The sequence below is a fragment of the Arthrobacter sp. DualSoilB13 genome (assembly GCF_055389195.1).
On the sequence record NZ_AP035865.1, the window covers coordinates 74,660 to 98,300 of the forward strand.

20 protein-coding genes are annotated in these 23,641 nt (G+C 62.6%); 7 read left to right on the forward strand and 13 right to left on the reverse strand.

The genetic code is table 11. From position 1 onward, the window contains the following. Window positions 1–20: 20 nt before the first annotated feature. The 5 genes from ACZ5J0_RS00410 to ACZ5J0_RS00430 form a co-directional block, all read right to left on the reverse strand. Window positions 21–1,040 carry a LacI family DNA-binding transcriptional regulator gene (locus ACZ5J0_RS00410; protein WP_142937322.1) on the reverse strand — a complete coding sequence of 340 codons (1,020 nt, stop codon included), beginning with the start codon at window positions 1,038–1,040 and terminating at the stop codon, window positions 21–23. Between the two features lie 45 nt (window positions 1,041–1,085). Next, entirely contained in the window at window positions 1,086–2,543 is a 1,458-nt protein-coding gene (locus ACZ5J0_RS00415; protein ID WP_464093913.1) for a GH1 family beta-glucosidase, read from the reverse strand. Beyond that, window positions 2,543–3,442, reverse strand: a complete 900-nt coding sequence (locus tag ACZ5J0_RS00420) for a carbohydrate ABC transporter permease (RefSeq protein ID WP_464093914.1) — start codon at window positions 3,440–3,442, stop codon at window positions 2,543–2,545. Before ACZ5J0_RS00420 ends, ACZ5J0_RS00415 begins: the two co-directional genes overlap by 1 nt. Next, window positions 3,439–4,539 carry a carbohydrate ABC transporter permease gene (locus ACZ5J0_RS00425; protein ID WP_166842664.1) on the reverse strand — a complete coding sequence of 367 codons (1,101 nt, stop codon included), beginning with the start codon at window positions 4,537–4,539 and terminating at the stop codon, window positions 3,439–3,441. The genes ACZ5J0_RS00420 and ACZ5J0_RS00425 overlap by 4 nt, the downstream gene beginning before the upstream one ends. A gap of 63 nt (window positions 4,540–4,602) precedes the next feature. After that, window positions 4,603–5,919, reverse strand: a complete 1,317-nt coding sequence (locus ACZ5J0_RS00430; protein ID WP_142937230.1) for an ABC transporter substrate-binding protein — start codon at window positions 5,917–5,919, stop codon at window positions 4,603–4,605. Window positions 5,920–6,477: 558 nt separating this feature from the next. Here ACZ5J0_RS00430 and ACZ5J0_RS00435 point away from each other — a divergent pair. After that, window positions 6,478–7,101 (forward strand): nucleotidyltransferase domain-containing protein, encoded by a 624-nt coding sequence (locus tag ACZ5J0_RS00435; RefSeq protein ID WP_464097211.1) that lies wholly within the window; start codon window positions 6,478–6,480, stop codon window positions 7,099–7,101. Further along, window positions 7,016–8,416, forward strand: coding sequence for a lysozyme (locus ACZ5J0_RS00440; protein ID WP_464097222.1), 1,401 nt, complete (start codon window positions 7,016–7,018; stop codon window positions 8,414–8,416). Before ACZ5J0_RS00435 ends, ACZ5J0_RS00440 begins: the two co-directional genes overlap by 86 nt. A gap of 47 nt (window positions 8,417–8,463) precedes the next feature. On the opposite strand, the gene ACZ5J0_RS00445 is transcribed toward ACZ5J0_RS00440, so the two are convergent. After that, window positions 8,464–9,819: a uracil-xanthine permease family protein gene (locus ACZ5J0_RS00445; RefSeq protein ID WP_142937227.1), complete on the reverse strand. Its 1,356-nt coding sequence runs from the start codon at window positions 9,817–9,819 to the stop codon at window positions 8,464–8,466. An 85-nt stretch (window positions 9,820–9,904) separates the two neighbouring features. Then, a complete protein-coding gene (gene opgC, locus ACZ5J0_RS00450) occupies window positions 9,905–12,415 on the reverse strand; it encodes an OpgC domain-containing protein (protein WP_464093916.1) in 2,511 nt (836 codons plus the stop codon). A gap of 203 nt (window positions 12,416–12,618) precedes the next feature. Between opgC and ACZ5J0_RS00455 the strand changes: the two genes are divergently transcribed. Further along, entirely contained in the window at window positions 12,619–13,224 is a 606-nt protein-coding gene (locus tag ACZ5J0_RS00455) for a malonic semialdehyde reductase (protein ID WP_223941387.1), read from the forward strand. A gap of 184 nt (window positions 13,225–13,408) precedes the next feature. Here ACZ5J0_RS00455 and pgm read toward each other — a convergent pair whose 3' ends face one another. Then, window positions 13,409–15,070 (reverse strand): phosphoglucomutase (alpha-D-glucose-1,6-bisphosphate-dependent), encoded by a 1,662-nt coding sequence (gene pgm / locus ACZ5J0_RS00460; protein ID WP_464093917.1) that lies wholly within the window; start codon window positions 15,068–15,070, stop codon window positions 13,409–13,411. A 273-nt stretch (window positions 15,071–15,343) separates the two neighbouring features. Then, a complete protein-coding gene (locus ACZ5J0_RS00465; protein WP_464093918.1) occupies window positions 15,344–16,099 on the reverse strand; it encodes an SDR family NAD(P)-dependent oxidoreductase in 756 nt (251 codons plus the stop codon). Window positions 16,100–16,319: 220 nt separating this feature from the next. Between ACZ5J0_RS00465 and ACZ5J0_RS00470 the strand changes: the two genes are divergently transcribed. Beyond that, the gene (locus tag ACZ5J0_RS00470; RefSeq protein WP_464093919.1) at window positions 16,320–16,961 is read left to right on the forward strand and encodes a DUF4190 domain-containing protein; all 642 of its coding nucleotides are present in this window, start codon (window positions 16,320–16,322) and stop codon (window positions 16,959–16,961) included. A 92-nt stretch (window positions 16,962–17,053) separates the two neighbouring features. Here ACZ5J0_RS00470 and ACZ5J0_RS00475 read toward each other — a convergent pair whose 3' ends face one another. The 3 genes from ACZ5J0_RS00475 to ACZ5J0_RS00485 are packed head-to-tail and all read right to left on the reverse strand — an operon-like array spanning window position 17,054 to window position 20,780. Next, the gene (locus ACZ5J0_RS00475) at window positions 17,054–18,553 is read right to left on the reverse strand and encodes a peptide MFS transporter (RefSeq protein ID WP_166842670.1); all 1,500 of its coding nucleotides are present in this window, start codon (window positions 18,551–18,553) and stop codon (window positions 17,054–17,056) included. Window positions 18,554–18,607: 54 nt separating this feature from the next. Next, window positions 18,608–20,029 (reverse strand): amidase, encoded by a 1,422-nt coding sequence (locus ACZ5J0_RS00480; RefSeq protein ID WP_374206984.1) that lies wholly within the window; start codon window positions 20,027–20,029, stop codon window positions 18,608–18,610. Between the two features lie 7 nt (window positions 20,030–20,036). Next, complete coding sequence (locus tag ACZ5J0_RS00485; protein ID WP_142937220.1) at window positions 20,037–20,780, reverse strand: Type 1 glutamine amidotransferase-like domain-containing protein; 744 nt, start codon at window positions 20,778–20,780, stop codon at window positions 20,037–20,039. A 175-nt stretch (window positions 20,781–20,955) separates the two neighbouring features. Between ACZ5J0_RS00485 and ACZ5J0_RS00490 the strand changes: the two genes are divergently transcribed. The 3 genes from ACZ5J0_RS00490 (at window position 20,956) to ACZ5J0_RS00500 (ending at window position 22,583) form a co-directional block, all read left to right on the forward strand. After that, window positions 20,956–21,282 carry a rhodanese-like domain-containing protein gene (locus ACZ5J0_RS00490; protein WP_142937219.1) on the forward strand — a complete coding sequence of 109 codons (327 nt, stop codon included), beginning with the start codon at window positions 20,956–20,958 and terminating at the stop codon, window positions 21,280–21,282. Between the two features lie 32 nt (window positions 21,283–21,314). Further along, the gene (gene pheA, locus ACZ5J0_RS00495; RefSeq protein ID WP_464093920.1) at window positions 21,315–22,247 is read left to right on the forward strand and encodes a prephenate dehydratase; all 933 of its coding nucleotides are present in this window, start codon (window positions 21,315–21,317) and stop codon (window positions 22,245–22,247) included. 105 nt (window positions 22,248–22,352) lie between these two features. Continuing rightward, window positions 22,353–22,583 (forward strand): hypothetical protein, encoded by a 231-nt coding sequence (locus ACZ5J0_RS00500; RefSeq protein ID WP_142937217.1) that lies wholly within the window; start codon window positions 22,353–22,355, stop codon window positions 22,581–22,583. Here the strand turns inward: ACZ5J0_RS00500 and ACZ5J0_RS00505 are convergent. Next, a complete protein-coding gene (locus tag ACZ5J0_RS00505; protein WP_464093921.1) occupies window positions 22,580–23,641 on the reverse strand; it encodes a diacylglycerol/lipid kinase family protein in 1,062 nt (353 codons plus the stop codon). The genes ACZ5J0_RS00500 and ACZ5J0_RS00505 overlap by 4 nt on opposite strands.

Here is a 23,641-nt window from a genome sequence, read left to right on the forward strand (position 1 = left end):
AAGCCTTTCAAGGCATAGAGCTATACGGAATCGCGGATCACGATCGAGGTAGGCATTCTGTTGACGCGTTCTGCCGGTTTGCCCTCGATCAGGTTCACCAGGGTTTCGGCCATTTTCTTGCCGAGTTCAACAATCGGGTGATGCACGGTGGTGAGAGCTGGGGTTACGGAGGTAGCGAAGGAATCGTCGTCAAAACCCACCACGGCGATGTCCTCCGGGATGCGCAAACCGCGCCCTTGAATGGCGGTGTAGGCGCCGGCAGCCATCTGGTCGTTCGCTGCAAAAACGGCGTCAACAGGCACGCCGCGGTCCAACAATCGATGCATGGCTTTGGCGCCCGAGGCCAAAGTGAAGTCGCCCTCCTCCACCAAGCCTTCCCCCAGGCCTGCCTCCCGTACGGCCGTCCTCCACCCAGCAAGGCGGTCCAGCCCGGGAGGCATGTCTTGGGGGCCGGCAATGGTTGCAACGTTTTTTCGGCCGCTCTCGGTCAGTAGACGCGTGACCTCATAAGCCGCTTGCTCGTTGGCCACGTCAACGTAGTAGCTCTCCTTGCCACCTACCAAGGGCCGCCCCGCAAACACCATGGGCAAGGACCCCGAGAGGTGCGTCCAGGAGTTATCGCCACTGTGGTGCGACACCACCAGGACCCCGTCCACGTTGCCCCCAAGCAGGAAGCTGCGGGTCTTCTCCGGTTTCGACTCCGAGGAGATCACCATGTTCAGCGTGTACTCGGTATCGGTGAGATATAGGGCGATGCCCTGCACTACCGAGGCGAAGAATGGGTCTGCGAAGACCTTGGACGTCGACTCCGGAACGATCAGTGTGACCGCATTAGCCCGGCGCTTGGCGAGCGAACGAGCAGCACGGTTTGGCGTGTAGTCCAATGCGAGGATGGCTTTCCTTACCGACTGCGCCAACTCCGGGTCCACACTGGGGCTGTCGTTGACCACCCGGGACACGGTGGCCCGCGAGACCCCGGCCAAGGCAGCCACCATTTCAAGGGTGGGTACCGGCCGGGGGCCGCTGGTGTCCTGCGTCATGGTCATCTCCGGAACGTAAGAAAAAGTATGCCTTTGAAGGCTACTTTAGGCGTTCACAGTGGCGTCGGCCGATGCCTTGGCCGAGGCGATAACCCTCGAATATGCCAGTCCGCTGTCCTTGACCGTGCGCTCAAAGGTGTCGTAGTCCACGCGAACCACCCCGAAGCGCTTGCCATAGCCCCAGGACCACTCAAAGTTGTCCAGGAGGGACCACACAAAGTAGCCGCGCACATCGGCGCCCTGGTCCAGCGCCTCGCCCACGGCCGTGATGTGATCCAGCACGAACTGGGTCCGCTCGGCGTCATGGACCGCCCCGTCAGGACTGACCACATCGTGGTAAGCGGCACCGTTTTCGGTGATGTACAGCGGTGGCAGCGTGGGGTATTCCTCGCCAAGACGCACCAGGAGCTTCCGCAGCCCGTCCGGGTTGACCTCCCAGTTCATGGCGGTGCGCGGCAGGCCGCGGCTGGGGAATGCGATGTCCTCCGAACCAATCCAGCACGACGACGTCGGGCGGGTTGCGCCGCCCGAGTGGCCGTCGCCGTGTTCATCAGTGGGGTGACCACTGATGAGGTCATCGTGGTAGTGGTTGACGCCCAGAAAGTCGATGGGAGCACCGATGATCTTCAGGTCGCCAGGTTTGATGACGTCCCGGATGCCGAACTGCTCAAGGTCGTTGAGCGTGTCCTCCGGGTAAACACCACGGAGAATCGGATCGAGGAAGATCCGGTTCTGCAGCGAATCAAACCGGCGGGCGGCGTCAAGGTCCACAGGATCGGAAGGATCCCGTGGGATGGAGTTGCTCAGGTTGAGTGTGATCCCCAGCTGTTGGGCGCCGCGGCTCCGGAGCTCATTGACCACCAGGCCGTGGGCCAGGTGCTGGTGATGGATTGCCGCCACTGCTGCATCCGGCTCCTGACGGCCTGGAGCATGCACGCCGGCCGCATAGCCAAGGAGTGAGGAGCAGAAGGGTTCGTTGAAGGTGGTCCAGTGCTGAACCCTGTCTCCCAGTGCCGAATAGACGTCGTTGGCGTAGTCCACGAAGCGGTAGGCGGTGTCGCGGTTGGCCCAGCCGCCCTTCTCCTCCAGCGCCTGCGGCAGGTCCCAGTGGTAAAGGGTCAACCAAGGGAGGATGCCGGCGTCGAGCAGTTCATCCACCAAACGTGAGTAGAAGTCCAGGCCTTCTGCGTTCGCGGCGCGGCCACCGGGACGGACGCGTGACCAGCTGGTGGAGAACCGGTAGGAATCCAGGCCCAGCTCCTTCATGATCCTGACGTCCTGCGGCATCCGGTGGTAGTGCTGCACCGCGTCCTTCAAGTTTTCACCGTTGGCAATGGCGCCCGGAACGCGGGCGAAAGCGTCCCACACGGAATCTTCCTTGCCGCCCTCGTGGCTGGCACCTTCCACCTGGGCTGCGGCGGTGGCCGAGCCCCAAAGGAAGCCCTTGGGCCACACCCTGTTAAAGGGAGTGATCGCTGGGTAGGTTGTTGCTTCGAATGGCATTAGCCCTTCACTGCTCCTTGCATAATTCCGGATATGAGTTGTCGTCCCGCCACGACGAAGAGGGCCAGCAGCGGAAGTGTTGCCATGACGGCGCCGGCCAGGACTATGGAGTAATCCACATACCGGGCCGACTGCAGTTGGCTGAGCGCCGTCTGCAAGGTGGGATTGCCGGCGTCGAGCACCAGCAAAGGCCACAGGAAATCAGTCCACGCCGTCATGAACGTGAACAGGCCCAGGATGGCCATGGCCGGGCGCGCGGCCGGGAGTGCCACATGCCAGAACGTTGAGATCATGGACGCTCCATCCATGCGCGCCGACTCGATCAGCTCGTCCGGGATCACGTCCACCAGATACTGCCGCATGAAGAAGACACCGAACGCCGTGACCAGCGTAGGGATCACGACGGCGCCGATCTCACCGGTCCAGCCCAGCGTGCGCATCAGCATGAACAAGGGGATGATGCCGAGCTGCGTGGGGATGGCCATAGTGGCGATCACCGCTACCATCAGCCAGTTGCGGCCGCGGAAGCGCAGCTTGGCAAACGCATATCCGGCCAAGGTGGAGAATCCCACCACGGAAATGGTGATGATGCCTGAGATCAGGACGCTGTTGCCCAGCGCAAGCCAGAACGGGACGGTGTCGAACACCTCCCCGACGTTGGTCCAGAAATTTCCGCCCGGGAACAACGGCGGCCACGTCTCGCCGAGGGCCTCGTTGGAGCGGCTGCCGATGATCACGGACCACCAGAGCGGGTAGGCCGATGCCAGGAAAAAGGCGAGCAACAACCCGTAGGTGAGGAACCCGGGCCGGCGGCCGTTGCCAAGGAGTGCTTTGCGTGTGGCCAGGGCTCGGGAAGTCTGCTGGGCCGGTGCTTGTGGCCGGTTTTGCGTGAGGGTCATTGCCCGCTCCTCGGGGTTGATTCTGGTGCCGTTACCGGTTCTGCCGCTACCGCCTGGGCGGCCAGGCCGGCGTCGTGCGCTTTTGCTTTCGCCGCGGAAGAGCGCTTACGACGGCGGCGGCTGGCTGCTCCGCGATCGTCGCCGTTGGTGGCGATGCGGCGTGAGATTAGCCAGTTCACGATGCCGAAGAGCAGGATGATCAGGAACAGGAGCCAGGCGATGGTGGAGGCTTTGCCGAAGTTCTGCCGCTGGAAGGCCATCTCCCACAGGTACAGCACGGTGGTCTGGAACTGTCGTGCCGTTCCCCCCGCCGCCACCGGATCGAACAGCCGGGGCTCCGTGAAGATCTGCAACCCGCCAATGGTCGCAGTGACAATGACGAACACCATGGTGGGCCGGATACTCGGCAGCGTGATGCTGAAAAAGCGCCGGACCGAACCGGCGCCATCGATCGCTGCGGACTCATAGATATCCCGCGGTACCGACTGCATGGCAGCCAGGAGAATCAGGGCGTTATAGCCGGTCCAGCGCCAGTTCACCATGGTGGCAATGGCGATGTGGCTGGGAAGGGTGTCGTTCTTCCACATAACGGGGTCAATGCCGAAGCTGGCCAGAATGTTGTTGATCAGCCCGTACTGCTCGCCAAACATGTTGGTGAAGATCATGGCAACAGCCACGGGAGTCACGACGTAGGGGAGCAGGATGCTCATGCGCCAGAACGTCTTGGCGCGGAGATTCTGGTCCAGCACCGCGGCAATAATGGTTGCCATGATCAGCTGGGGAATGGTGGAAATCAGGAAGATGCTGACGGTGTTGAACAGGGAGTTCCAAAAGAACCTGTCCTGAAGAACCTCTGCGAAGTTCTGGAATCCCACAAACTCTCCCTGGCCTTTGAGCAGGTGCCAGTCGAAGAGGGAAACGAAGAACGTGTAGCCCAGGGGAAAGAGCCCCACCAGGGCGAACAGGATGAAAAACGGTGCGATATAGAAGTACGGGGATGCCTTCATGTCGAAGACATTCAGGCGTTGGCGGAACGTCGGTTTCGGTTTGGTGGCGGCCGCTCTGCCGGCTGCCGGGCGATTCAGGGTGGTGGTCATGGTCGGGTCTCAGACTCTGTGAGGGGGCCTCCGGTTTCCCGGAGGCCCCACGGCCGGGTGCTGCTAGTTGTTGACCACGAGGTCGTTGAGAAGCTTGACGGCTTCATTCCAAGCCTCATCTGCGGTGCCCTTGCCCGAGTCGAGCATCTTGAGGGCCGGACCGAAGACGTTCTCCTGGATCACGGAGTCATCCGGACCCTTGAACTGTGCGATCACACCTTCAGCGCGGGACTCAAAGATGGCGCCATAGGGAGCGTTGTTGAACAGTTCGTTCGGCTTTGCCGCTTCCACGATCTTTGCCTGTGCTTCCAGGGTGCTGGGGAAGTTGTTCGCCGCAGCGGACTGCTTGATCTGCTGCTCAGGTGCGGTCAGCCATGCTGCCAGCTTGGCTGCTTCAGCGGGGTGCTTGGAGGTCTTGGGAACCGAGAGGAAAGCACCGCCCCAGTTGGAGGCACCGCCCGGGAAGACATCCGCTACATCCCAGCCGCTTGCCGGTCCGCCGCCGGCGGACTCGAGCTGGCCCTTGATGGTGCCCAGCATCCACGCCGGGCAAACGTGGGTAGCGAAGGATCCGTCCACGAAGGCCTTGCCGTTACCCCAGTCGAACTGGGTCTGGTTGGCGGAAAGACCATCAGCGGTTCCGGCGGCGAGCATGTCGAACTTAGCCCGCATTTCCTTGTTGCCTTCGACGTTCAGCTTGCCGTCCTTGGTGTAGTAACCCTCGTCCATCTGGTTGACCATGGAATTCCAGACGAAGCCGGACTGGTCATACCAGGCCTTGCCGGTGGCCTCTTTGTACTGGCGGCCCAACTTGAAGTACGTTTCCCAGCTTCCGTCCTTGCCGCCGAAAAGTTCCGCGACTTTCTCGCGGTCACTCGGCAGGCCCGCCGCCTCGAAGAGCTTGCCGTTGAAGCAGAGTGCCTGCGGTCCTATGTCCGTGCCGTAACCGATCACACGGCCATTGGGGTCCGTGCCCTGCTTGAACTTCCAGTCCACCCAGTTGCCCTTGATGTCCTCTGCGCCGTGCTCCTTGAGGTCCACGAACTGGTCCGAGACCTCCATGATGGAGCCGAGCCAGCCTTCCTCGATAGCCGTGACGTCGCTGAGCCCGGAGCCTGCGGCGAGCTTGGTGAACGCATCGGTCCGGGCGTTGGAACCACGGTCGATGTTGGTGGCCTCGATGGTGACGCCGGGGTTCTGCTTCTCATATTCGGCATACAGGTCGTCGTATCCGAAGGTGCCGAAGGTGGTCACGGTCAGTGTGACGGGGTTGTCGGCGCTCGCTGCCTTATCGCCTCCGCCGCTGCAGCCCGCTGCTACGAGGGCCAGTGAGGCTACGCCCGCCAGGGCAGTGAATTTCCTTAGTCGTGAAAACTCCACGATCACTCCTTTGTGTGTTCGAGCGACCGTACGCCAACGGCGAGAGAGCGCTCTCTGGGATGTGGGACCAATGTATGTGCTGCAAGTCACCTACGTCAAGAGAGCGCTCTCTGAGAATTGCTCTGTGTCTTCGGGCGACCACCTCGGTGCTCGTCACTCGAAGGGTTAGCTCTCGGGGCTTTGGGTGGCTCATGTCGCCGAGAATCTGTCCCTCGATGATCACTTCCGGGGCGGCTGAAAGTTTGAAAAATCGCGTGCAATAAGAAGCGATTAGGAGGCCAAATGCAGCTGCAGAACCCGTTGAGGGCGATTTGTCCGACGCTTGAGGCTGATGTCCTCATGGCATTGGCTGACGGTCGTCCAAGTACACCCGGGCATCTGGTTCGGGACCGCGGCATCCAAGCCTCTGTGTCGGGCACTCGGCGATGCTTGGAGCGCCTTCAAGAGGGCGGCATTGTGATGGGAATCCAAGTCGGAAACCGAACCGAGTACGCCCTGAATTCATCCCACATGCTCGCTTGCGTCATCGCAGAAGCATCCCGGGGCAGGGATCGATTCATGCGTTTTGTTTCCCGCGCAGTATTGAGATGGCCTGAACGCCCGCTGCAGGTAACCCTTTTTGGTTCAGCGGCACGCGGAGACATGCGCAATGACTCTGATATCGACTTGCTGTTCATCATTCATGACGGTGCTGACGACGACCTATATGAGCAGATTGGAAACCTGGCCGTGGACGTGTACCGCCTTACCGGCAACGACGTTCGTCCGATGATTTACGAAGCGGCCGAAGTGCGGGCGGCACCGATATTCGACTCGATTATGAGGGAAGGCGTCCACGTTCACGGTGACCGTCACTGGTTGTCGCGCGCCTGCTTGATGCGGCGGCTGCCTAGTGACGGCGAGGTCAGATGCGAGTGCGCGTCTAGAGGATTCGCGGGCTTTCCTCGACGTCGACCTTTAGTTTGGATAGTAGGCTGGGCTGAACCACGTGGGGGCGCCGGTTCCTCCCGCATGCCGAAGGAATCGTCGAATGAAACTCTCCACGCCCAGCTGCCCAAGCACCCCGGAAACGTCACCCAAACGGCGGCCGCAAGGGATTGTCGGCGCCAAAACGGCCGCTGCCTTGCTCGTCACCATGCTTCTCATCGCGTCCGGTGCGACGCCGGCCACCGCTTCCGATGAATCGCCCACAGTCCAGAACGACCACGCCATGGGATCTACAATTCGTGGTCATGAAAGCGCAGGCCACTTGTTCACCCTTCAGGCCACGGAGTCCGCCTCATCATTGCCGGGGGTGCCCGGAATGGATGTCAGTAGCCACCAAGGGGTGGTGGACTGGACCAAGGCTGCAGAAAACGGGGCCAGGTTCGCGTACGTCAAAGCCAGCGAGGGAACCGAATACAGCAACCCGTACTTCGCCGACCAGTACGCCGGGGCAGCTTCGGTTGGGATGCTGCGTGGCGCGTATCATTTCGCACTTCCCAACGCGTCTTCCGGTGCCGCTCAAGCCAGCTATTTCCTGCAGAGCGGTGCAGCCTGGACTCCTGATGGTGAAGCACTGCCTGCGCTGTTGGACCTCGAGTACAACCCCTACGGCAGCTCTTGCTACGGAATGACCCCGGGTCAAATGGTTTCGTGGATCTCCGACTTCTCCACCACCATCCTGTCGCGAACCGGGCGCCTTCCCGCCATCTACACCACCACGGACTGGTGGAACACCTGCACGGGTAGGGCCAACGGATTCGGCAACCACCCGCTGCACATCGCGAGGTGGTCAGCGACGCCCGGAGAGCTGCCCGCAGGTTGGCAGGCCTACACCCTCTGGCAGCACGCTGATTCAGGCGTGTTTCCGGGTGATCAGAATGTTTTCAACGGTACCGTCCAGCAGCTGGCAGCCTTCGCCAGCAACCCAGGCCCCATCTTTTCCGACATAACCGGCGGACAATTCACCACCGAAGTCAATTGGCTCGGGTCCCGTGGAATTTCAACCGGATGGACCGAGGCCAACGGAGCCAGGACCTACCGGCCCCTGGCCCCTGTTGCCCGTGATGCAATGGCTGCTTTCCTGTATCGCCTGGAAGGTAGCCCGGAGTTCACGGCCCCCGCCAAGTCGCCCTTTGCCGACGTAGCCACCACCAACCCGTTCTACAAGCAGATCACCTGGCTCGCCAGCAAGGGCATTAGTACCGGATGGGTTGAGGCGAACGGGACCAAGACGTACCGCCCGCTTGAACCGGTAGCCCGCGATGCCATGGCCGCCTTCATGTACAGGCTGGCCGGTTCGCCGGAGTTCAATGCCCCAGCGGAGTCGCCGTTTGCGGACGTTGACACCACCAACCCGTTCTACAAGCAGATCACCTGGCTGGCGAGCAGTGGCATCAGTTCCGGGTGGAACGAAACCAATGGGACCAAGACCTACAGGCCTTTTGAGCCGGTGGCCCGCGATGCCATGGCCGCGTTCATGAGCCGTTTCGACACCAAGTTTGGGGACCAGTAAGGCTGCTCCCGGATCCACACCTCATCCGCAGGTCCCGGCAGGAAGCCCTACTTCCCCTTCTTCCCGCCCCTCTTGGCCGCAGCATTCATCGCTGACTTCACCGCAGGCGGCAGCCCCGCCGTCTCGGTTTCCGGCTCGGCCACAGTCCCGCGCCAGTGGGCCAGCCCCTTCATGCCGTGGTAAATCACTAGGGCAGCGGCTGACCCGAGGGCAATACCCGTGAACTTCAGCTCGCCAATGGTCCACGTGTAATCAGCAATGCCGATGATCAAAGCCACGGCGGCTGTGGTCAGGTTGATCGGGTTGGAGAAGTTCACCTTGTTCTGAACCCAGATCTTCACGCCGAGCACGCCGATCATGCCATACAGCATGGTCGCGGCGCCGCCCAGGACGCCCGCCGGAACGGTGGCGATCAATTCGCCGAATTTCGGGGAGAAGCTCAGCAGGATGGCGAAGATACCGGCCACCCAGTAGGCCGCCGTCGAGTAGACCTTGGTGGCGGCCATGACGCCGATGTTCTCCGCATACGTTGTGGTACCGGAACCGCCGCCGAACCCGGCAAGTACCGTCGCGGCGCCGTCGGCCATCAGCGCGCGGCCGGAGACGCCGTCGAGGTTTTGGCCGGTCATCGCGGCCACCGACTTCACGTGCCCCACATTCTCCGCCACGAGCACCAGCACCACCGGCACAAACAGGCCCACCACGCCGATGTGGAATTCGGGCGTCTGGAACAGTGGCAGGCCTACCCACGCGGCGGCGTCCATCTTTTCGTAGTTGACCTCGCCGCGCATCATCGCCACGAGATACCCCACCACAACACCCACCAGGATGCTCAGGCGGCCAAGAATCCCGCGGAACAGCACGGAAACCAGGATGATGGTAACCAGCGTGATCAGCGCGGTGACGGGAGCGGCGTCGAAGTTCGCTTTCGCGGCCGGCGCGAGGTTCAGGCCGATCAGCGCCACAATCGCGCCGGTGACAATGGGCGGCATTAGCCGGTTGATCCATTCGGCGCCAAACTTCTGGACCACCGCACCAATAAGCGCCAGTACGACGCCGGCAAGCACCACACCGCCCAAGGCGCCGCTCACGCCGTACTGCTGCTGGGACGCCATGATGGGGGCGATGAATGCGAAGCTCGAACCGAGGTAGCTGGGCACCCGGCCTTTGGTGATCACCAGGAACAGCAGCGTGCCGATACCCGAGAAGAGCAGTGTGGTGGCCGGGGGCATGCCCGTGATGATGGGGACAAGGAACGTCGCGCCGAACATGGCAACCACGTGCTGCATGCCGATGCCGATGGTCAGGGGCCAGGCGAGCCGCTCGTCGGGGGCCACCACGTGGCCGGGGCGGATGGACTTGCCATTGCCGTGGAGCTTCCATTTGATGCCGAGCATGCTCATGGCGGGGCCTTCCTCAGAAGAGTATTGGGATTCGGTGCAACATTACCGCCAATGCGGACCTTGGGTCGGCGGCGAATGCTGGTCTCTAGCGGGGAACCAGCCCGAACAGGAACTTTGTTTTGACCATTACCCACAGTGTGGCAAGCAACGCGATGTACACGGCAGTGTTCAGCCACAGGTTTCCGTCCCGCAGGGCAGGGATGTTGGCAATGGCCACAATAAAGAACACGTGCATGATGAACACGTACAGCGTGGCCTGGCCCAGAGGTATGAAGAACCAGCCCACGGCACGAGACAACGGCTTCCAGAAAGCACTCAACAATGCGTACAGGGCAATGGTGATGAGGAAGACGTTGAGCACCCGCCCCGGGCCAAGGTAGGTCCTACTGAAGAAGGTGTCGTAGACGAACCTGAACGTGCTTTCCGGGATCAGTGCGAGCCTAACGTCCAGTTGATTGGTCAGGTAAGGGCCGCTCCAGGAGAACACGGCACAGGCAGCGGCCAGGAAGACGCAAACTCCCAGAAGCAGGCGGCGCTGCGGGTCACCGAACCACTCGATGATCTGACGCCGATAGAACCCGGCGGTCATCCCCACAACAAACAAGAGCTGCCACACGAGAAGCGGGAAAGAATCCTCGAACTGCGACGGCAGCAGGCGGAAACGGAAAATTGATCCCGCCGTGTAGAGGCCGACGCTGAGCGTGAGGACCAGCCACGTGAATCCGCGCGAGAGCGCAACGAGGATCAGGGGGCTAATCAGCAACAGGATCACGTAGAGCCCCATGATGTTGAACTGCCACGGCCCAACCTGCAGCAACAGCAGAGCCGGGATGAGACCCTGCGGGACGGGGAACTGCAGCAGTCCCTCCATCCCGGCGTAGAGATCGTACGTAGTGCCTGCCGCTGCGCGGCCTGCCCCGCCGGTTCCTTGATCCGTGAAGGTGGTGACTGCTGCGGCGTTAATGAAAGGAAGCAGGCTCAGCCCGTACACGATCAACACCACGGCAAGGGCCGTGAAGTACAACTTCCAAGCGCGCTTGGTGGTCCCGTCTACAACGTCACCCAGGTCGGTGGCTATTCGGGGACCGTAAACCATGCCGAGGACCACACCGGAGAGCATGACGAAGAGCTCCGCACCGGAAACCACCCCCAAGGTCTCCTGGCTAAGCAGCTGGAAAACGGAGTTGATGCCCACATGGTTCACCACCACGAACACGATGGCCAGGCCCCGGAGCATGTCGATCCGCGCATCACGCTTACCCGTGCCGGTGTAGGACCATTTACTGGCGAAAGCCCGCGAGGACAACAGCCACAATGCCGCCACAGCAATCAGCACAGACCCGGCCGAAGCCCACGCCGCCCAGCCTTGTATGACCGTCCCACTCTTCGCTTGAGGGGCCTCAATGCCGGGCACGTTGTCCAGGCCCTTCTCCGTGACAGGTCCAAGAGTGAGGCCTGAGGTGTCCAACGAGGTTCGGAACGGGGTGGCCAGCTGGGGCTCAGCAGTGCTCCTCCAGTCAATGGGCACCCGCCCTGGTTCACGCACATCGGTGGTCTCATTCCACACCACAGCCCGGACCGCCCCATTACCGGGCTCCGCCACCGAGGCAAAGACCTGGTGCCACCACGTTTGCTTGACGTCCAGCTCAGAAGCGCCACCGGCTCCGGGCGAGTAGAAAGCCCCCGTCTCAACCAAGAGAGGCTTGCCGCGGGCCTGTGCATAGGTGTTGTAGAAATTGTCCGTCCCAGGCCCGCCGCTGGAAATTCCCCCGCTGGATACGTGCAGGGCTTCATTGAACTCACCCGCCGCGGGCAGCGTATTGCTGGCCTTACCGGCGCCCGTCGTGTCGTGATAGACGGACAGCCCAACCCAATCCACCACGTCGTCGCCCGGATAGTACGGCTCAAAAGCGGAGTCATCCTGATCCCACACGCCATTGCCGCTCGTGTCCACCGATCCCAAGGGCACACCCTTGGGAGGCGTAGACGTTGCACTCTGGAACGGGTAATCCTTCTCAGCTGTGGGAGACCACACCATCTCCGGATCCGGCAGGGTGGACCGGAGTGCTGCGGCTACGTTGTCGAAAGCAGCTCGATAAGCTTCCGGCTCCTGTCCCCAGCTGACCCACGGGGCGTTCATTTCCGGTGCGAAGCGGACCAGGACCTTCCCCCGGAAGCCGGCTGCCGCCGTCGTGATTTGACGCGCAAAAGCGGACGCAACGTCGTCGTTGATGTCCTTCAGGGCGATCCCGGGGCGGACCGTGAGCAGCGCGTGCGAGCCTTGGTCCGCGATCTGGGAGAAGTAACCCTTCAAATATTCGCGGCCGCCGTCATCCACGGGCATGGACACGTTCTGGCCGTACAAAGCCGCGGGCGTGCCGAGTCGCTGGGCGTAATCCGCAGCTGAGTCCTTGTCCCAGTCCAGCAAAGCCCCGAAAAAGCGTGTTCCAGGATCCTCGACGCCGGGCTGCTGCTGTTCGGAACCGAGTGTCTGCGTGGACGCCAACGCCTGCCCGGTTGGCATCAGGAACATCACCAAAAGCACCACAAGCGCAGCCAGTGCCCGCTGGCGGGCCGCTAAGGGAAAGGTAGGCATCAGGCCCCTTCTGGTGTCGTCATTCCCACGGCTGAACGTCCCCCACAACGGGTGGCAGCTCGTATGCACGATGCTACCGACATTTGCGCTGTGCCCAACGTCACGGGCCGTCATGGGAAGAGGACAACGGAAGTTGAAGTTGCAACCATGGAAAGCAGAAGTGCCCGGCCGGTTCAGGGTCAGGCCCAGCGAAAGGTTTACCCATGACGATTGCACACGAAGAAGCAGTCATTGACGCCGCAGCAGTCGACGCTATCTTTGCCGAAGCCCGCACCGCCAACAGCTTCGCCGGCGAGGTCACCGACGAGCAGGCCCGCGCCATCTACGAGCTCACCAAGTTCGGCCCCACCGCATTCAACTCCCAGCCGCTCCGCGTGACCTACGTCCGCTCGGACGAGGCCCGCGCCAAGCTGGTGGACACCCTGTCGCGTGGCAACCAGGCCAAGACCGCGTCCGCCCCGCTGGTTGCCATCCTGTCCTACGACACCGACTGGCAGGGGCAGTGGGACAAGTTCCTCCCCGCCTACGACGCGCCGAAGGCCATGTACGACGCCGACCCCGCTTTCGCCGCTGCTACGGGCAACAACAACGCTCACCTGCAGGCCGGCTACTTCATCCTCGCCGTGCGCTCGCTTGGATTCGCCGCTGGCCCGATGACCGGTGCCGACTTCTCCGCAATCGACGCCGAATTCTTCCCGGCCGGCGACCAGAAGAGCTTCCTGGTGGTCAACATCGGCCAGCCCGGCCCGGACGCCTGGGGCGAAGCCAAGCCGAAGTTCGCCTACGACGACGTCGTGCGCACCGTCTAGAGTCTTCGCGCAGCAGAAACGCCCGCTCACTTTGTGTGAGCGGGCGTTTTGCCTTAACGGGGCGACCCTCTGGACGTTCTCTCACATCCCTCGGGTTTGTGCATTGCGTTTGGGGCGCAACCCAGAGGGATGTGAGAGAGGGAGCCGGATTTAGGGCTGGAATGTGAGAGAAGATTTGAGGAAGTTACGCGATAACGCCGTCCACCAACGCCTTGGCCTCTTCCTGGACCTGCTTCAGGTGATCCGCACCCTTGAAGGACTCGGCGTAGATCTTGTACACGTCCTCGGTGCCGGAAGGCCGTGCCGCAAACCAGGCGTTCTCCGTGACAACCTTCAGGCCCCCGATTGACGCGCCGTTGCCGGGAGCCTCGGTGAGCTTGGCCGTGATCTCTTCGCCTGCAAGGGAAGTCGCGGTGACGTCCGCGGCGGAGAGCTTGCCCAGCTTGGACTTCTGCTCGCGGGTGGCCGCAGCGTCAATGCGTGCGTAAACAGGCGCGCCGAACTGGTCAGTCAAACCCTTGTACAGCTGTGAAGGAGACTTGCCGGTGACGGCTGTAATCTCCGACGCCAGCAGGGCCAGCAAGATGCCGTCCTTGTCCGTAGTCCACACACTGCCGTCGAGCTTATTGAAGGATGCTCCGGCCGATTCCTCGCCACCGAACGCGCCTTCACCGGAAAGCAATCCAGGCACGAACCACTTGAAGCCCACGGGAACCTCAACCAACTTGCGGCCGAGCCCATTTGCAACGCGGTCGATGATGGAGGACGAAACCAGCGTCTTGCCCACAACAGACTCGGGGTTCCAGCCGCTACGGTTCCGGTACAGGTAATCGATGGCTACGGCCAGGTAGTGGTTGGGGTTCATCAAACCACCATCCGGTGTCACAATGCCGTGGCGATCGGCGTCGGCGTCGTTGCCAGTGGCGATGTCATAGGCGGCGGTATCATCGGCACCGGCGGCCATGCGCTTGATCAGCGACGCCATGGCCGACGGCGACGAGCAATCCATGCGGATCTTCTCGTCCCAGTCGAGGGTCATGAAAGCCCACTGCGGATCCACGGTGGGGTTGACCACCGTGAGGTTCAGCTGATGGCGCTCGCCGATCTCGCCCCAGTAGTCAACGGACGCGCCGCCCATGGGATCAGCCCCGATGCGGACGCCGGCGTTCCGGATGGCGTCAAGATTTAGCACGGAAGGGAGGTCGTCCACATAGCTGCTGAGGAAGTCGAACTTGCCGGTGGTGTCGGCGGCCAGGGCATCGTTCAACGGCATGCGCTTGACCCCGCGGAGGCCGTTCTCAAGCAACTGGTTGGCGCGGTCAGCTATCCAACCCGTTGCGTCCGTGTCAGCGGGGCCGCCGTGCGGAGGGTTGTATTTGAAGCCGCCATCACCTGGCGGGTTGTGGCTGGGGGTGACCACGATGCCGTCAGCTTGGGGAGTGCCCGGGGCGGCTTCGCGGTTGTACTTGAGAATGGCGTGGCTCAGCGCCGGCGTCGGGGTATAACCGTGGCGTGCGTCCACCAGGACGGTGACGCCATTGGCAGCTAGCACTTCCAGTGCGGAGTTCTGTGCCGGCTCACTGAGGGCGTGGGTGTCACGTCCGATGAACAGCGGCCCGGTGATGCCCTGACGGCCACGGTATTCGACGATTGCCTGCGTGATCGCGAGGATATGCGGCTCGTTAAACGACGCCTTCAAGCTGGATCCGCGGTGCCCGGACGTACCAAATGCCACGCGCTGCGCAGGGTCGCCCAGATCTGGAGTTACGTCGAAGTACGCGTCCAGCAGGGCTGTGATGTCAACAAGGTCCTGGGGAAGGGCAACTGTGCCCGCTCGGCTAGCCATGGGGTCCAGCATGCCAGACCTTGGCGTCAGCTGACACGAAATGTCCGCCGATCCGGCCCCTGTGACGCCGAATGGCGTTGTTACGTCAGGACAAAAACCGCCAAGTCAGCAAAGATTCATTCCCCGTTCAGACCACAGCAGGCGCACCCGTTCCCCCTGGGCGCGCCACTTGTTCACCGGTGGCGCACCCTTTCGCGCTATTCGCTCCAGAGGTTAGGGGTGCGATCGGGGGTAGGGGTAGCGAACAACCCAGTGGGAACGAAACCAGGAACGCTAGACGGCGGTGTAGCCACCATCGACGAGCACGTAGGAGCCGGTCATGAAGCTGGCCTTGTCGGAGAGGAGGAACGTGGTGACGTTCGCGACTTCCTCGGCCGTGCCCAAGCGGCCAAGCGGGTGCTTTGCTTCGAGGCCGTTGATGACTTCCTTCGGCGCAGCGGCCAGCAAGGGAGTATCTATGTAGCCGGGTCCTATCGCATTGACGCGAAGCCCCTGGGCTCCGTATTCAGCCGCCGCGTTCTTGGTCATGCCTACAACGCCGTGCTTGGCTGCGGTGTACGCGGCGTTGCCGGGAGCGGCTACGGCGCCGTGGATCGATGCCATGTTCACAATGGCGCCCTCGGATGCGCCAGCGGCAAGGATGGCCGGGACTTGGTAGCGCATTCCGTAGAGGACGCCACTCAAGTTAATGGCGATGACCCGGTCCCAGTCTTCGATGTCGATTTCTCCAACGGGAGCACTGGCGCCGCCGATACCGGCATTGTTGACGGCGTAGTTGAGGGCTCCGTACGTCTCCACTGCGAAGTCGACGGCTTTCTTGCTGTCCTCGGCCACTGCAGTGTTGCCTTGGAACGGTACTGCCGTGCCGCCGTCGGCCGTGATCTGCTCGGCTACGCGCGTGGCGGCGTCGAGGTTGACGTCCACAACAACAACGTTGACGCCGTTCTTCGCGAGGTCCTTGCTGATTGCTTCCCCGAGGCCGGAGCCTCCGCCGGTGACGAGCGCGGTTTTGCCTTCAAAGTTACCCATGATTCCTCCTTTGCGGGACAGGGCCCCGCAGATTTAGTTGGTGAGCGATGATTTAGGTCGCTATCGATGAAAACCAAGTCCGGCTCGAAAATATTCCATGCGTATGCATGAATATGCCCCTACGTGATTCGGTGGCACACGCGCGGGTCGCGCGCTACCTTATGTGGCGCCCCTGGCGGCGGTAGTGTTGGGACCAAAGACCACATCCAGGGGGATACCTATGTCAGACCAGCCATCCAAGGGCAACGAGGATAAGCCTGCGGGCTACGAACCGCCCCAGTACGTCCCGCCCGCACAGTTCAGCGCGCCCGAGCCGGGCACGTACAGCCAGAGCCCGTCCGCCGAAAGCACACCTGAACAGGGCGCTCCCGAACACGGCGCTCCGGAATACGGCGCCAACGCCACCCAGCCGATCCCGCCCTACGAACAGGGCTCGCAAGGCCAGAACCCGTACACGCCGGGTGATTACAGCCAGCAGCCCCCCTCGCCCTACGGCCAGCCGCCCAGCCCGTACCAGCAGCAGGCGTTCAACCAGCAGCCCTACGGCCAGCAGCCTTACGGTCAGCCGCAGTCACCCTACGGCCAGCCCGCCTACTACGCCATGCAGGCCGAGCCCAAGGGCCTGAGCATTGCCAGCATGTGCTGTGGCATCGCCGTCTACGTTGGCTTCGGGTTCTTCATCCTCCCGCAGATTGCAGCTGTGATTCTGGGCCACCTCGCCCTGAAGCGTGAGCCTGCAGGCAAGGGCATGGCGATCGCCGGCCTGGTGATGGGTTACCTCGGCGTGGCGCTGACGCTCATCTTGGGCATCATCTTCTTCGTCGCCATTGGCGCGTCAAGCAGCGGCCGCTACAACTACTAAGACGCGTACGACGGCGACCCTTGCGTCAGGTGGGATTTCCACCGGACCCAAGGGTCGCCGTCGTTAAGGTTGCGTGCCGTGTGCCGGGAAGCCTAGCGAACGCCGCCCATCAGCTTCTTGATCGCGGGCGTAGCCGCAGCCAAGCCAACGGCCAGGACCACTGCAACGCCGCCGATCCCCAGGAAGTACGGGAGTTCGTCCTGGGGGTTGTACAGCCCGGCGAGGATGCCGGCCAGCGTGGTGCCGAGTGAGACGGACAGGAAGAACAAGGCCACCATCTGGGTGTGGAACGCCTGCGGGGCGAGCTTGGTACTCACGGACAGGCCGATGGGGGAAAGGAACAGTTCGGCCAAGGTGAACATGAACAGGATGCCCACAAGCGCCAGCAGTGGAGTTTTGCCCTCGCCGGCCAGCGGGATGAAGGCCAGGAATGCCAGGCCCATGATGAACAGGCCGGCGGAGAACTTCAGCGGCGAACTCGGCTGCTTGGAACCCAGCTTCGTCCAGAGGGCAGCCATGACGCCGGCGAAGATGATGATGAACACCGGGTTGATGGACTGAACCCAGGCGGCCGGCATTTCCCAGCCGAACAGGTTGCGGTCCAGCTTCTCCTGCGAGTACACGGCGATGAAGGTGAATTGCTGCTGGAACAGTGCCCAGAACCCGGCCGATGCAATGAACAAGGGGATGAAGGCCACCACGCGCTTGCGCTCAATGCCGGTGACCAGCGGGCTTCGGAAGATCAGGAACAGGTAGATCACAGCGGCGCCAATTGCGGCGTAGGCCATGCTGCTGGCGAGGTTGTTGGCGTTGACGAGCCCCGTTCCAAGCAGAACGCCGATGACAACCAGGATGGCCAGGAAGATCAGACCATACTTGGTGCGGTCCTTCGCCGGGAGCGGGTTGGGAACGCGGTGCGCTTCCTCGGGGAGCCTTTTGCGGCCCAACGCGTAGATGACCAGGCCGATGGCCATGCCCACGGCTGCGGCGCCGAAGCCCACGTGGAAGCCGTAGCTCGTCTGCAGCCAGCCGGTCACCAGCGGGCCGATGAGCCCGCCGATGTTAATGCCCATGTAGAAGATGGAGAAGCCGGCGTCGCGGCGCTCGTCCTTCTCGCCATAGAGGGTGCCCACCAATGCCGTGGCGTTGGCTTTCAAGCCGCCGGAGCCGATGCCTACGAGCACCAGGCCCGCTATCAGGCCCGGAACGCCCGGAAGCAGCGCCAGTGCGATGTGGCCGGCCATGATCATGATGGCCGAGCCGAACAGAACTTTTTCGGAGCCGAAGAGACGGTCGGCGAGCCAGGCGCCGAGGATCGTCGACAGGTAAACGCCACCACCGTACGCGCCCACCAAACCAGCAGCGAGTCCCTGGTCAATGGAAAGACCGCCCTGCTCGGCGGTGAAGTACATGTAGTAGAGCAGGATTCCCTGCATGCCGTAGAAGGAGAATCGCTCCCACATTTCCACGGAGAAGAGGCTGGCCAACATCTTTGGGTGGCCGAAGAATGACGTATCGCCCGCTGGCTTTGCGGACTCAGCCGTGGTTTGAGGTGTGCTCATTTTCTCAATGCTGGCACTGACTGCGGGCATTGTCACATCGATCAATGCCCGGGGCAACCACTTTCCATATGTTAGACGTGCTGGTTACCGGGCCTCCAGGACGGCTGCAAGCTGGAGAAGTTGCAGTTCAGATCCCGGCCGGCCGATGATCTGAATTCCCATGGGCAACCCTGAGGCAGTTGTGTGCACCGGGATGCTGATGGCCGGGAGCCCACAGACGTTCACCATGGAGGACCACGGAGCGTACTCGCACTGCCGTTTGTAGTCCTCATCGGCATCGCCGGCCCACTCGCTCGGCCACGGCTCGCCGCTGTGGCCGCCGCCGGTAAACCAGCCGATGGGCCGCGGTGTCTGCGCCAAAGTGGGCATGAGGATCAGGTCCCACTCCGCGTACTGCGCCAAGGTGTCGTGCTCGAACTGCCGCAGGAAACTCAGCGCTTCATTGACTTTCGACGCGCTCCGCTGTTGCGCCCGACGCCGGAACGTCCGGGTCAGCGGGGTCAGCAGCGCCTCACGCTGGGGTGCTATGCGGGCACTCCCGACGCCGGCAGTCCAGGCTGTTGTGAACGCTTCGGGATAGCGGTTGTCGTAGCGGATGCCGGCCTCGGTGACGCTGTGGCCGGCTTTTTCCAGCAGCTTGGTCCCGAGCTCCAAGGCATCAGCTGCTTCTTCGTCGATCTGGAACGGGTAGATACCGGCCCACGGGCTGTCCAAGCTCACCCCGATCCTCAAGGGCTCCGGGGCCTGCCCCACATTGGCGAGGTATCCGCCGTCGGGCGCTTGATCCCGCGGGACCAGCGCGTCCATCAGCAGTGCTGCGTCTGCCGCGGTCCGGGCGAGCGGCCCGGCAACCACCAATTTAGCGGCATCGCCCGCGCTGGCGCCGCCTGGCACCAAGCCCCGTCCCGGCTTTAGGCCCACCAGTCCGCAGGCGCCTGCTGGAATCCGGATGGAGCCGCCGCCGTCGGTACCCGGCGCGAACGGAACCAGCCCCGCAGCTACGGCGGCAGCGCTGCCGCCCGACGACCCGCCCGAGCTTCGTCCCAAGGCGTGCGGATTGCGCGACGGCGGTGCCACCCGGTTTTCGCTGTAGGCCGTAAGTCCAAATTCCGGAACCTGGGTCTTACCCAGCGAGATGACGCCCTGCCCTTTCAACGTTGCTGCGAGGGCGCCGTCCTCCGGAGCTGGTTTGTGCTCGAGGGCTGCGCTGCCGTGCGTGGTGGGCACGCCGGCCACATCCGTGAGGTCCTTGAAGGCGGTGGGCATGCCGTGGAGGGCGGGGAGTTCTTCGCGGCGGCCCTCCCGGGCCAGCCTTGCGTGCAGCGCGTCTGAAGCCGCGGCGTCTTTGAGGGCCTGTTCGGCCGTGACGGTGACGAAGGCACCCAGTTGCCTGTTCCGCGATTCGATGGCCTGCAGGAAATGCTCGGCGGCTTCCCGGGCGGAGAGATCGCCCGCAGCGAGGGCATTGCGGAGCTCAACGGCTGTCAGTTGCGAAATTTCTTGCAGGGGAGGCTCAACCAAGGAATCGTGGCTCCAACCGTTCCTCCACAGCAACAGCGTCCACGCTTTCGCCGGCGCCGGCTGTCACCCGGAAGGCAGCCTTGTTCTTCACTTCGGACACCACCTCCACCAGTTCCGTTCCCCGGTAAACCAGCCCGACGCCGTCGTCCGTGCAGTGGGTCTCGCCGAGCGTGCCGTTGGCCACCAGCTTGTGGATGGCCGGGGCGCGCCGCAACTCGGAGTCGTAATGGACGCCGTTGGCGTAGGGGAGGAAGCCCAGAGCATTGGTGACAGGCTTGAGTTCCGGGCCGAAAGAATCGGTCACACCACCCTGATACCAGCAGATGGACCCTGCCGAAACGCCAGCCAATACCACTCCGCTCTCCCAAGCCTTCCGCAGGATTCCGTCCAGTCCGTGCGCCCGCCACACAGCCAGCAGGTTCACCACCGAGCCGCCGTTCACCCACACAACGTCCTGCTCCAGGAGATGCGCTTCCGGGTCCTCGATGTTGGGCATAGTGAAGAGGTTGAGATGGCTGAAATCGAACCCCGCAATGCGTGCTGCCTGGTCCATTTCCGCAGCCCACCAGCGCTGATCACCGGATGCAGTCCCGATATGTGTCACCCGGGGTGCCCGGCCGCTGACGCCCGAGAGCTCCACTGCGTAGTGCATCAGGTGGTTGAACTCGATCCGGGTCCGCTCACCCGGCTTGTAGCCGCCGGAGGTCGCCAGAATGGTTGCTTGTCCAGAGGTCATTCGGGCACTCCTAACGGGCCGGGGGTGGGAAGGCGCTTCCGTCCCAGTCTTAACGTCCTGGCGCCGGGAAGCAAGGGCAGGTGATTCCGTGGCGTTGCGGTGTCCCGTGAAGTTACGGTGCCACGCGTCGGGGACTAGGCTGGATGCTGGACTAAATCGATGGGAAGGGAACGCCATGAGCGACTTCGATACCGTACCTGTGGGCGACATTCCGGCAGATGCCAGCATTCTGGACGTCCGCGAAGACTACGAATGGGTGGCCGGGCACGCGGAAGGTGCAGTGCACATCCCCATGGACCAGCTGCCGGCACGCCTGGACGAACTTGACCCGGATGACGATCTCTTTGTCATCTGCCGCACCGGAGGCCGGTCATTCCGCGCTGTCCAGTGGCTCGTGGGGCAGGGCTATTCTGCCGTGAACGTTGCCGGTGGCATGGACATGTGGTTTGAGGCGGGGAAACCCATGGTTTCGGATAACGGGCTCAAGCCGGTAGTTCTGTAACCCGCGTATATAACCAGCAAGGAATATCTCCGATGTCAGCAGTCACCTACACCTTCCTCGGCCCCGAGGGCACCTTCACCGAAGCTGCCCTCATGCAGGTCCCTGGGGCTGCCGACGCCACTCGAGTCCCGTGCACCAACGTCAATACGGCGCTGGATCGGGTCCGGGCCGGAGAGGCTGACGCGGCCATGGTGCCCATCGAGAACTCGGTGGAGGGCGGGGTCACTGCCACGCTGGACGCGATTGCCACGGGCCAAGAGCTCCGGATCATCCGTGAGGCCCTTGTTCCCATCACGTTCGTGCTCGTGGCGAGGCCCGGCGTCGAGCTTTCGGACATCAAGCGGATCTCGACGCACGGTCATGCCTGGGCGCAATGCCGTCTGTGGGTGGATGAGCACCTCCCGCAGGCCGATTACGTCCCCGGATCCTCGACGGCGGCATCCGCCATGGGCCTGCTGGAGGACGACGCTCCCTATGACGCAGCCATTTGTGCCCCGTTGGTTGCTGCCGGACAACCCGGCCTCAACGTCTTGGCCGAGGACATTGGCGACAACCCCGAGGCTGTCACCCGGTTCATCCTGGTGAGCAAGCCCGGCCTTCTTCCGGACCGAACGGGCGCGGACAAAACCACCGTGGTGGTGCCGCTGCCGGAGGACCACCCAGGCGCGCTCATGGAAATCCTGGACCAATTCGCGTCCCGCGGCGTGAACCTGAGCCGCATCGAATCGCGGCCCACTGGACAATACCTGGGCCACTACTTTTTCAGCATCGACGCTGATGGGCACGCCACTGATTCGCGGGTGGCTGACGCGCTTGCAGGCCTGCACCGGATCAGTCCGGCAATCCGGTTCCTGGGCTCCTATGCCCGTGCCGACAAGCAGCCGGCCGTGGTTGCTCCGCACACTTCTGACGCTGCTTTCGCTTCGGCGCACGCGTGGGTGGATTCAATCCTGAAGGGCTCCTAGCCCGCTATCCACAGGCGGAGCGTCTGCCCTTTCGCAAGAATGCTTCTGTGCGTATGCTTGCCTGATCCATAAACGATGGATGAATGGCAAATGAAAGGAGCGGTCATGTCTGTCCACCGGGATGACAAAGACGGCCAGGGCATGATCGTCAATCCGAAGCCCACTGGCGATAACCAGGACGACTGGAATGGCGATGAAGCTGATCGCGCTGACCGACTCCGCTTTGAAGAAGAACAAGCGATGATCAAGGAGCAGGCTGAGGCTCGCGCTGCTGCCAAGGCGGCCACTGAGGAAGCCGAGAGGGATGCTGCAAAACCGGACGTCGGCGCTCTCTAAACGGTTTTGGCTTTCGGCACCCGCACCAGCAGGGACGCCGGCTCCACTTGCACGGTGACGGTTGTCGCCTCGCCTGAGGGGTCGCCGTCCAGCTGGGTGGCCATGGGTTCCTGGCTGCGGATGATGACCTTCCCTGAACGGTAGAAGCTCATCATCGGCAGGTTCGCTTTGTGCTTGAACAAAACCTTCGTGTACATGGCGAGCCAGCCGAAAGCACTGCGGGGACTCATCACCACAATGTCCAGCATTCCGTCATCAATCATGGCCTGCGGGATGAAATCAATGCCGCCGGGAATCAGGCCACAGTTGGCAAACAGTACGCTGCGGATCTTGCGTGCCTGCTCGGGCTGGTCGTCCATGGTGATGGTGACGCGTTTGCGGCGCCCGGGCAGGTGGCGGACGCCTGCCTCCGTATAGGCGAGCCAACCAACGCTCTTCTTCAGGTCTTCCTTGGTGTCACCCACAACCTCGGCGTCCAGGCCCATGCCGGCGATGACCAGGAACGTGTGCTTCGCTGACTCGCCCGTGATGTCGTTATCCACGCCCATGGTGGCGGTATCGATGTAGCGCTGGTTGCCGAACAACGCCACCTGGATGCAGTCAGCGAGGTCGGTCACGTCAAGATCCACGTTGCGGGCCAGCAGGTTACCGGTGCCCAGCGGGACAAGGCCCATGGCAACGCTCTTGTGCGCCAGCGACTCTGCCACAACGCGCACTGTACCGTCGCCGCCGCACGCCAGAACGACGTCGGCCCCGTACGCCAGCGCTCGGCGCGACTGACCGTACCCGGGGTCGTCCACGGTGGTTTCAAAGAACTTGGGTGGGTCCCAGCCGGCTAGATCGCAGGCGTCGATGATGGCTTGGCGGGCCTCTTCGGCGTTGTTTTTCACCGGATTGAGGATGACCGCCACGCGCTGGTCCCCAGGGCCGGGCTTGTGTGAGTCCTCCCGGACCGCGCTCCTGATGTGGCGGGCTTTAAGTCGGCGCACACCCCACCAACTGGAGACGGCAAAAACCACGCCCCCAGCGAGAATCAGGTACAGGATCCAGTCGCTCAT

What these genes read in the sequence shown, in the direction of transcription:
- ACZ5J0_RS00415 (WP_464093913.1), bottom strand. Translation starts at nt 2,543, where the DNA reads ATGCCATTCGAAGCAACAACCTACCCAGCGATCACTCCCTTTAACAGG.
- ACZ5J0_RS00410 (WP_142937322.1), bottom strand. Translation starts at nt 1,040, where the DNA reads ATGACGCAGGACACCAGCGGCCCCCGGCCGGTACCCACCCTTGAAATG.
- ACZ5J0_RS00470 (WP_464093919.1), top strand. Translation starts at nt 16,320, where the DNA reads ATGTCAGACCAGCCATCCAAGGGCAACGAGGATAAGCCTGCGGGCTAC.
- ACZ5J0_RS00485 (WP_142937220.1), bottom strand. Translation starts at nt 20,780, where the DNA reads ATGACCTCTGGACAAGCAACCATTCTGGCGACCTCCGGCGGCTACAAG.
- ACZ5J0_RS00455 (WP_223941387.1), top strand. Translation starts at nt 12,619, where the DNA reads ATGACGATTGCACACGAAGAAGCAGTCATTGACGCCGCAGCAGTCGAC.
- ACZ5J0_RS00465 (WP_464093918.1), bottom strand. Translation starts at nt 16,099, where the DNA reads ATGGGTAACTTTGAAGGCAAAACCGCGCTCGTCACCGGCGGAGGCTCC.
- pheA (WP_464093920.1), top strand. Translation starts at nt 21,315, where the DNA reads ATGTCAGCAGTCACCTACACCTTCCTCGGCCCCGAGGGCACCTTCACC.
- ACZ5J0_RS00500 (WP_142937217.1), top strand. Translation starts at nt 22,353, where the DNA reads ATGTCTGTCCACCGGGATGACAAAGACGGCCAGGGCATGATCGTCAAT.
- ACZ5J0_RS00505 (WP_464093921.1), bottom strand. Translation starts at nt 23,641, where the DNA reads ATGAGCGACTGGATCCTGTACCTGATTCTCGCTGGGGGCGTGGTTTTT.
- ACZ5J0_RS00475 (WP_166842670.1), bottom strand. Translation starts at nt 18,553, where the DNA reads ATGCCCGCAGTCAGTGCCAGCATTGAGAAAATGAGCACACCTCAAACC.
- ACZ5J0_RS00425 (WP_166842664.1), bottom strand. Translation starts at nt 4,539, where the DNA reads ATGACCACCACCCTGAATCGCCCGGCAGCCGGCAGAGCGGCCGCCACC.
- pgm (WP_464093917.1), bottom strand. Translation starts at nt 15,070, where the DNA reads ATGGCTAGCCGAGCGGGCACAGTTGCCCTTCCCCAGGACCTTGTTGAC.
- ACZ5J0_RS00420 (WP_464093914.1), bottom strand. Translation starts at nt 3,442, where the DNA reads ATGACCCTCACGCAAAACCGGCCACAAGCACCGGCCCAGCAGACTTCC.
- ACZ5J0_RS00490 (WP_142937219.1), top strand. Translation starts at nt 20,956, where the DNA reads ATGAGCGACTTCGATACCGTACCTGTGGGCGACATTCCGGCAGATGCC.
- opgC (WP_464093916.1), bottom strand. Translation starts at nt 12,415, where the DNA reads ATGCCTACCTTTCCCTTAGCGGCCCGCCAGCGGGCACTGGCTGCGCTT.
- ACZ5J0_RS00445 (WP_142937227.1), bottom strand. Translation starts at nt 9,819, where the DNA reads ATGAGCATGCTCGGCATCAAATGGAAGCTCCACGGCAATGGCAAGTCC.
- ACZ5J0_RS00435 (WP_464097211.1), top strand. Translation starts at nt 6,478, where the DNA reads ATGCGTTTTGTTTCCCGCGCAGTATTGAGATGGCCTGAACGCCCGCTG.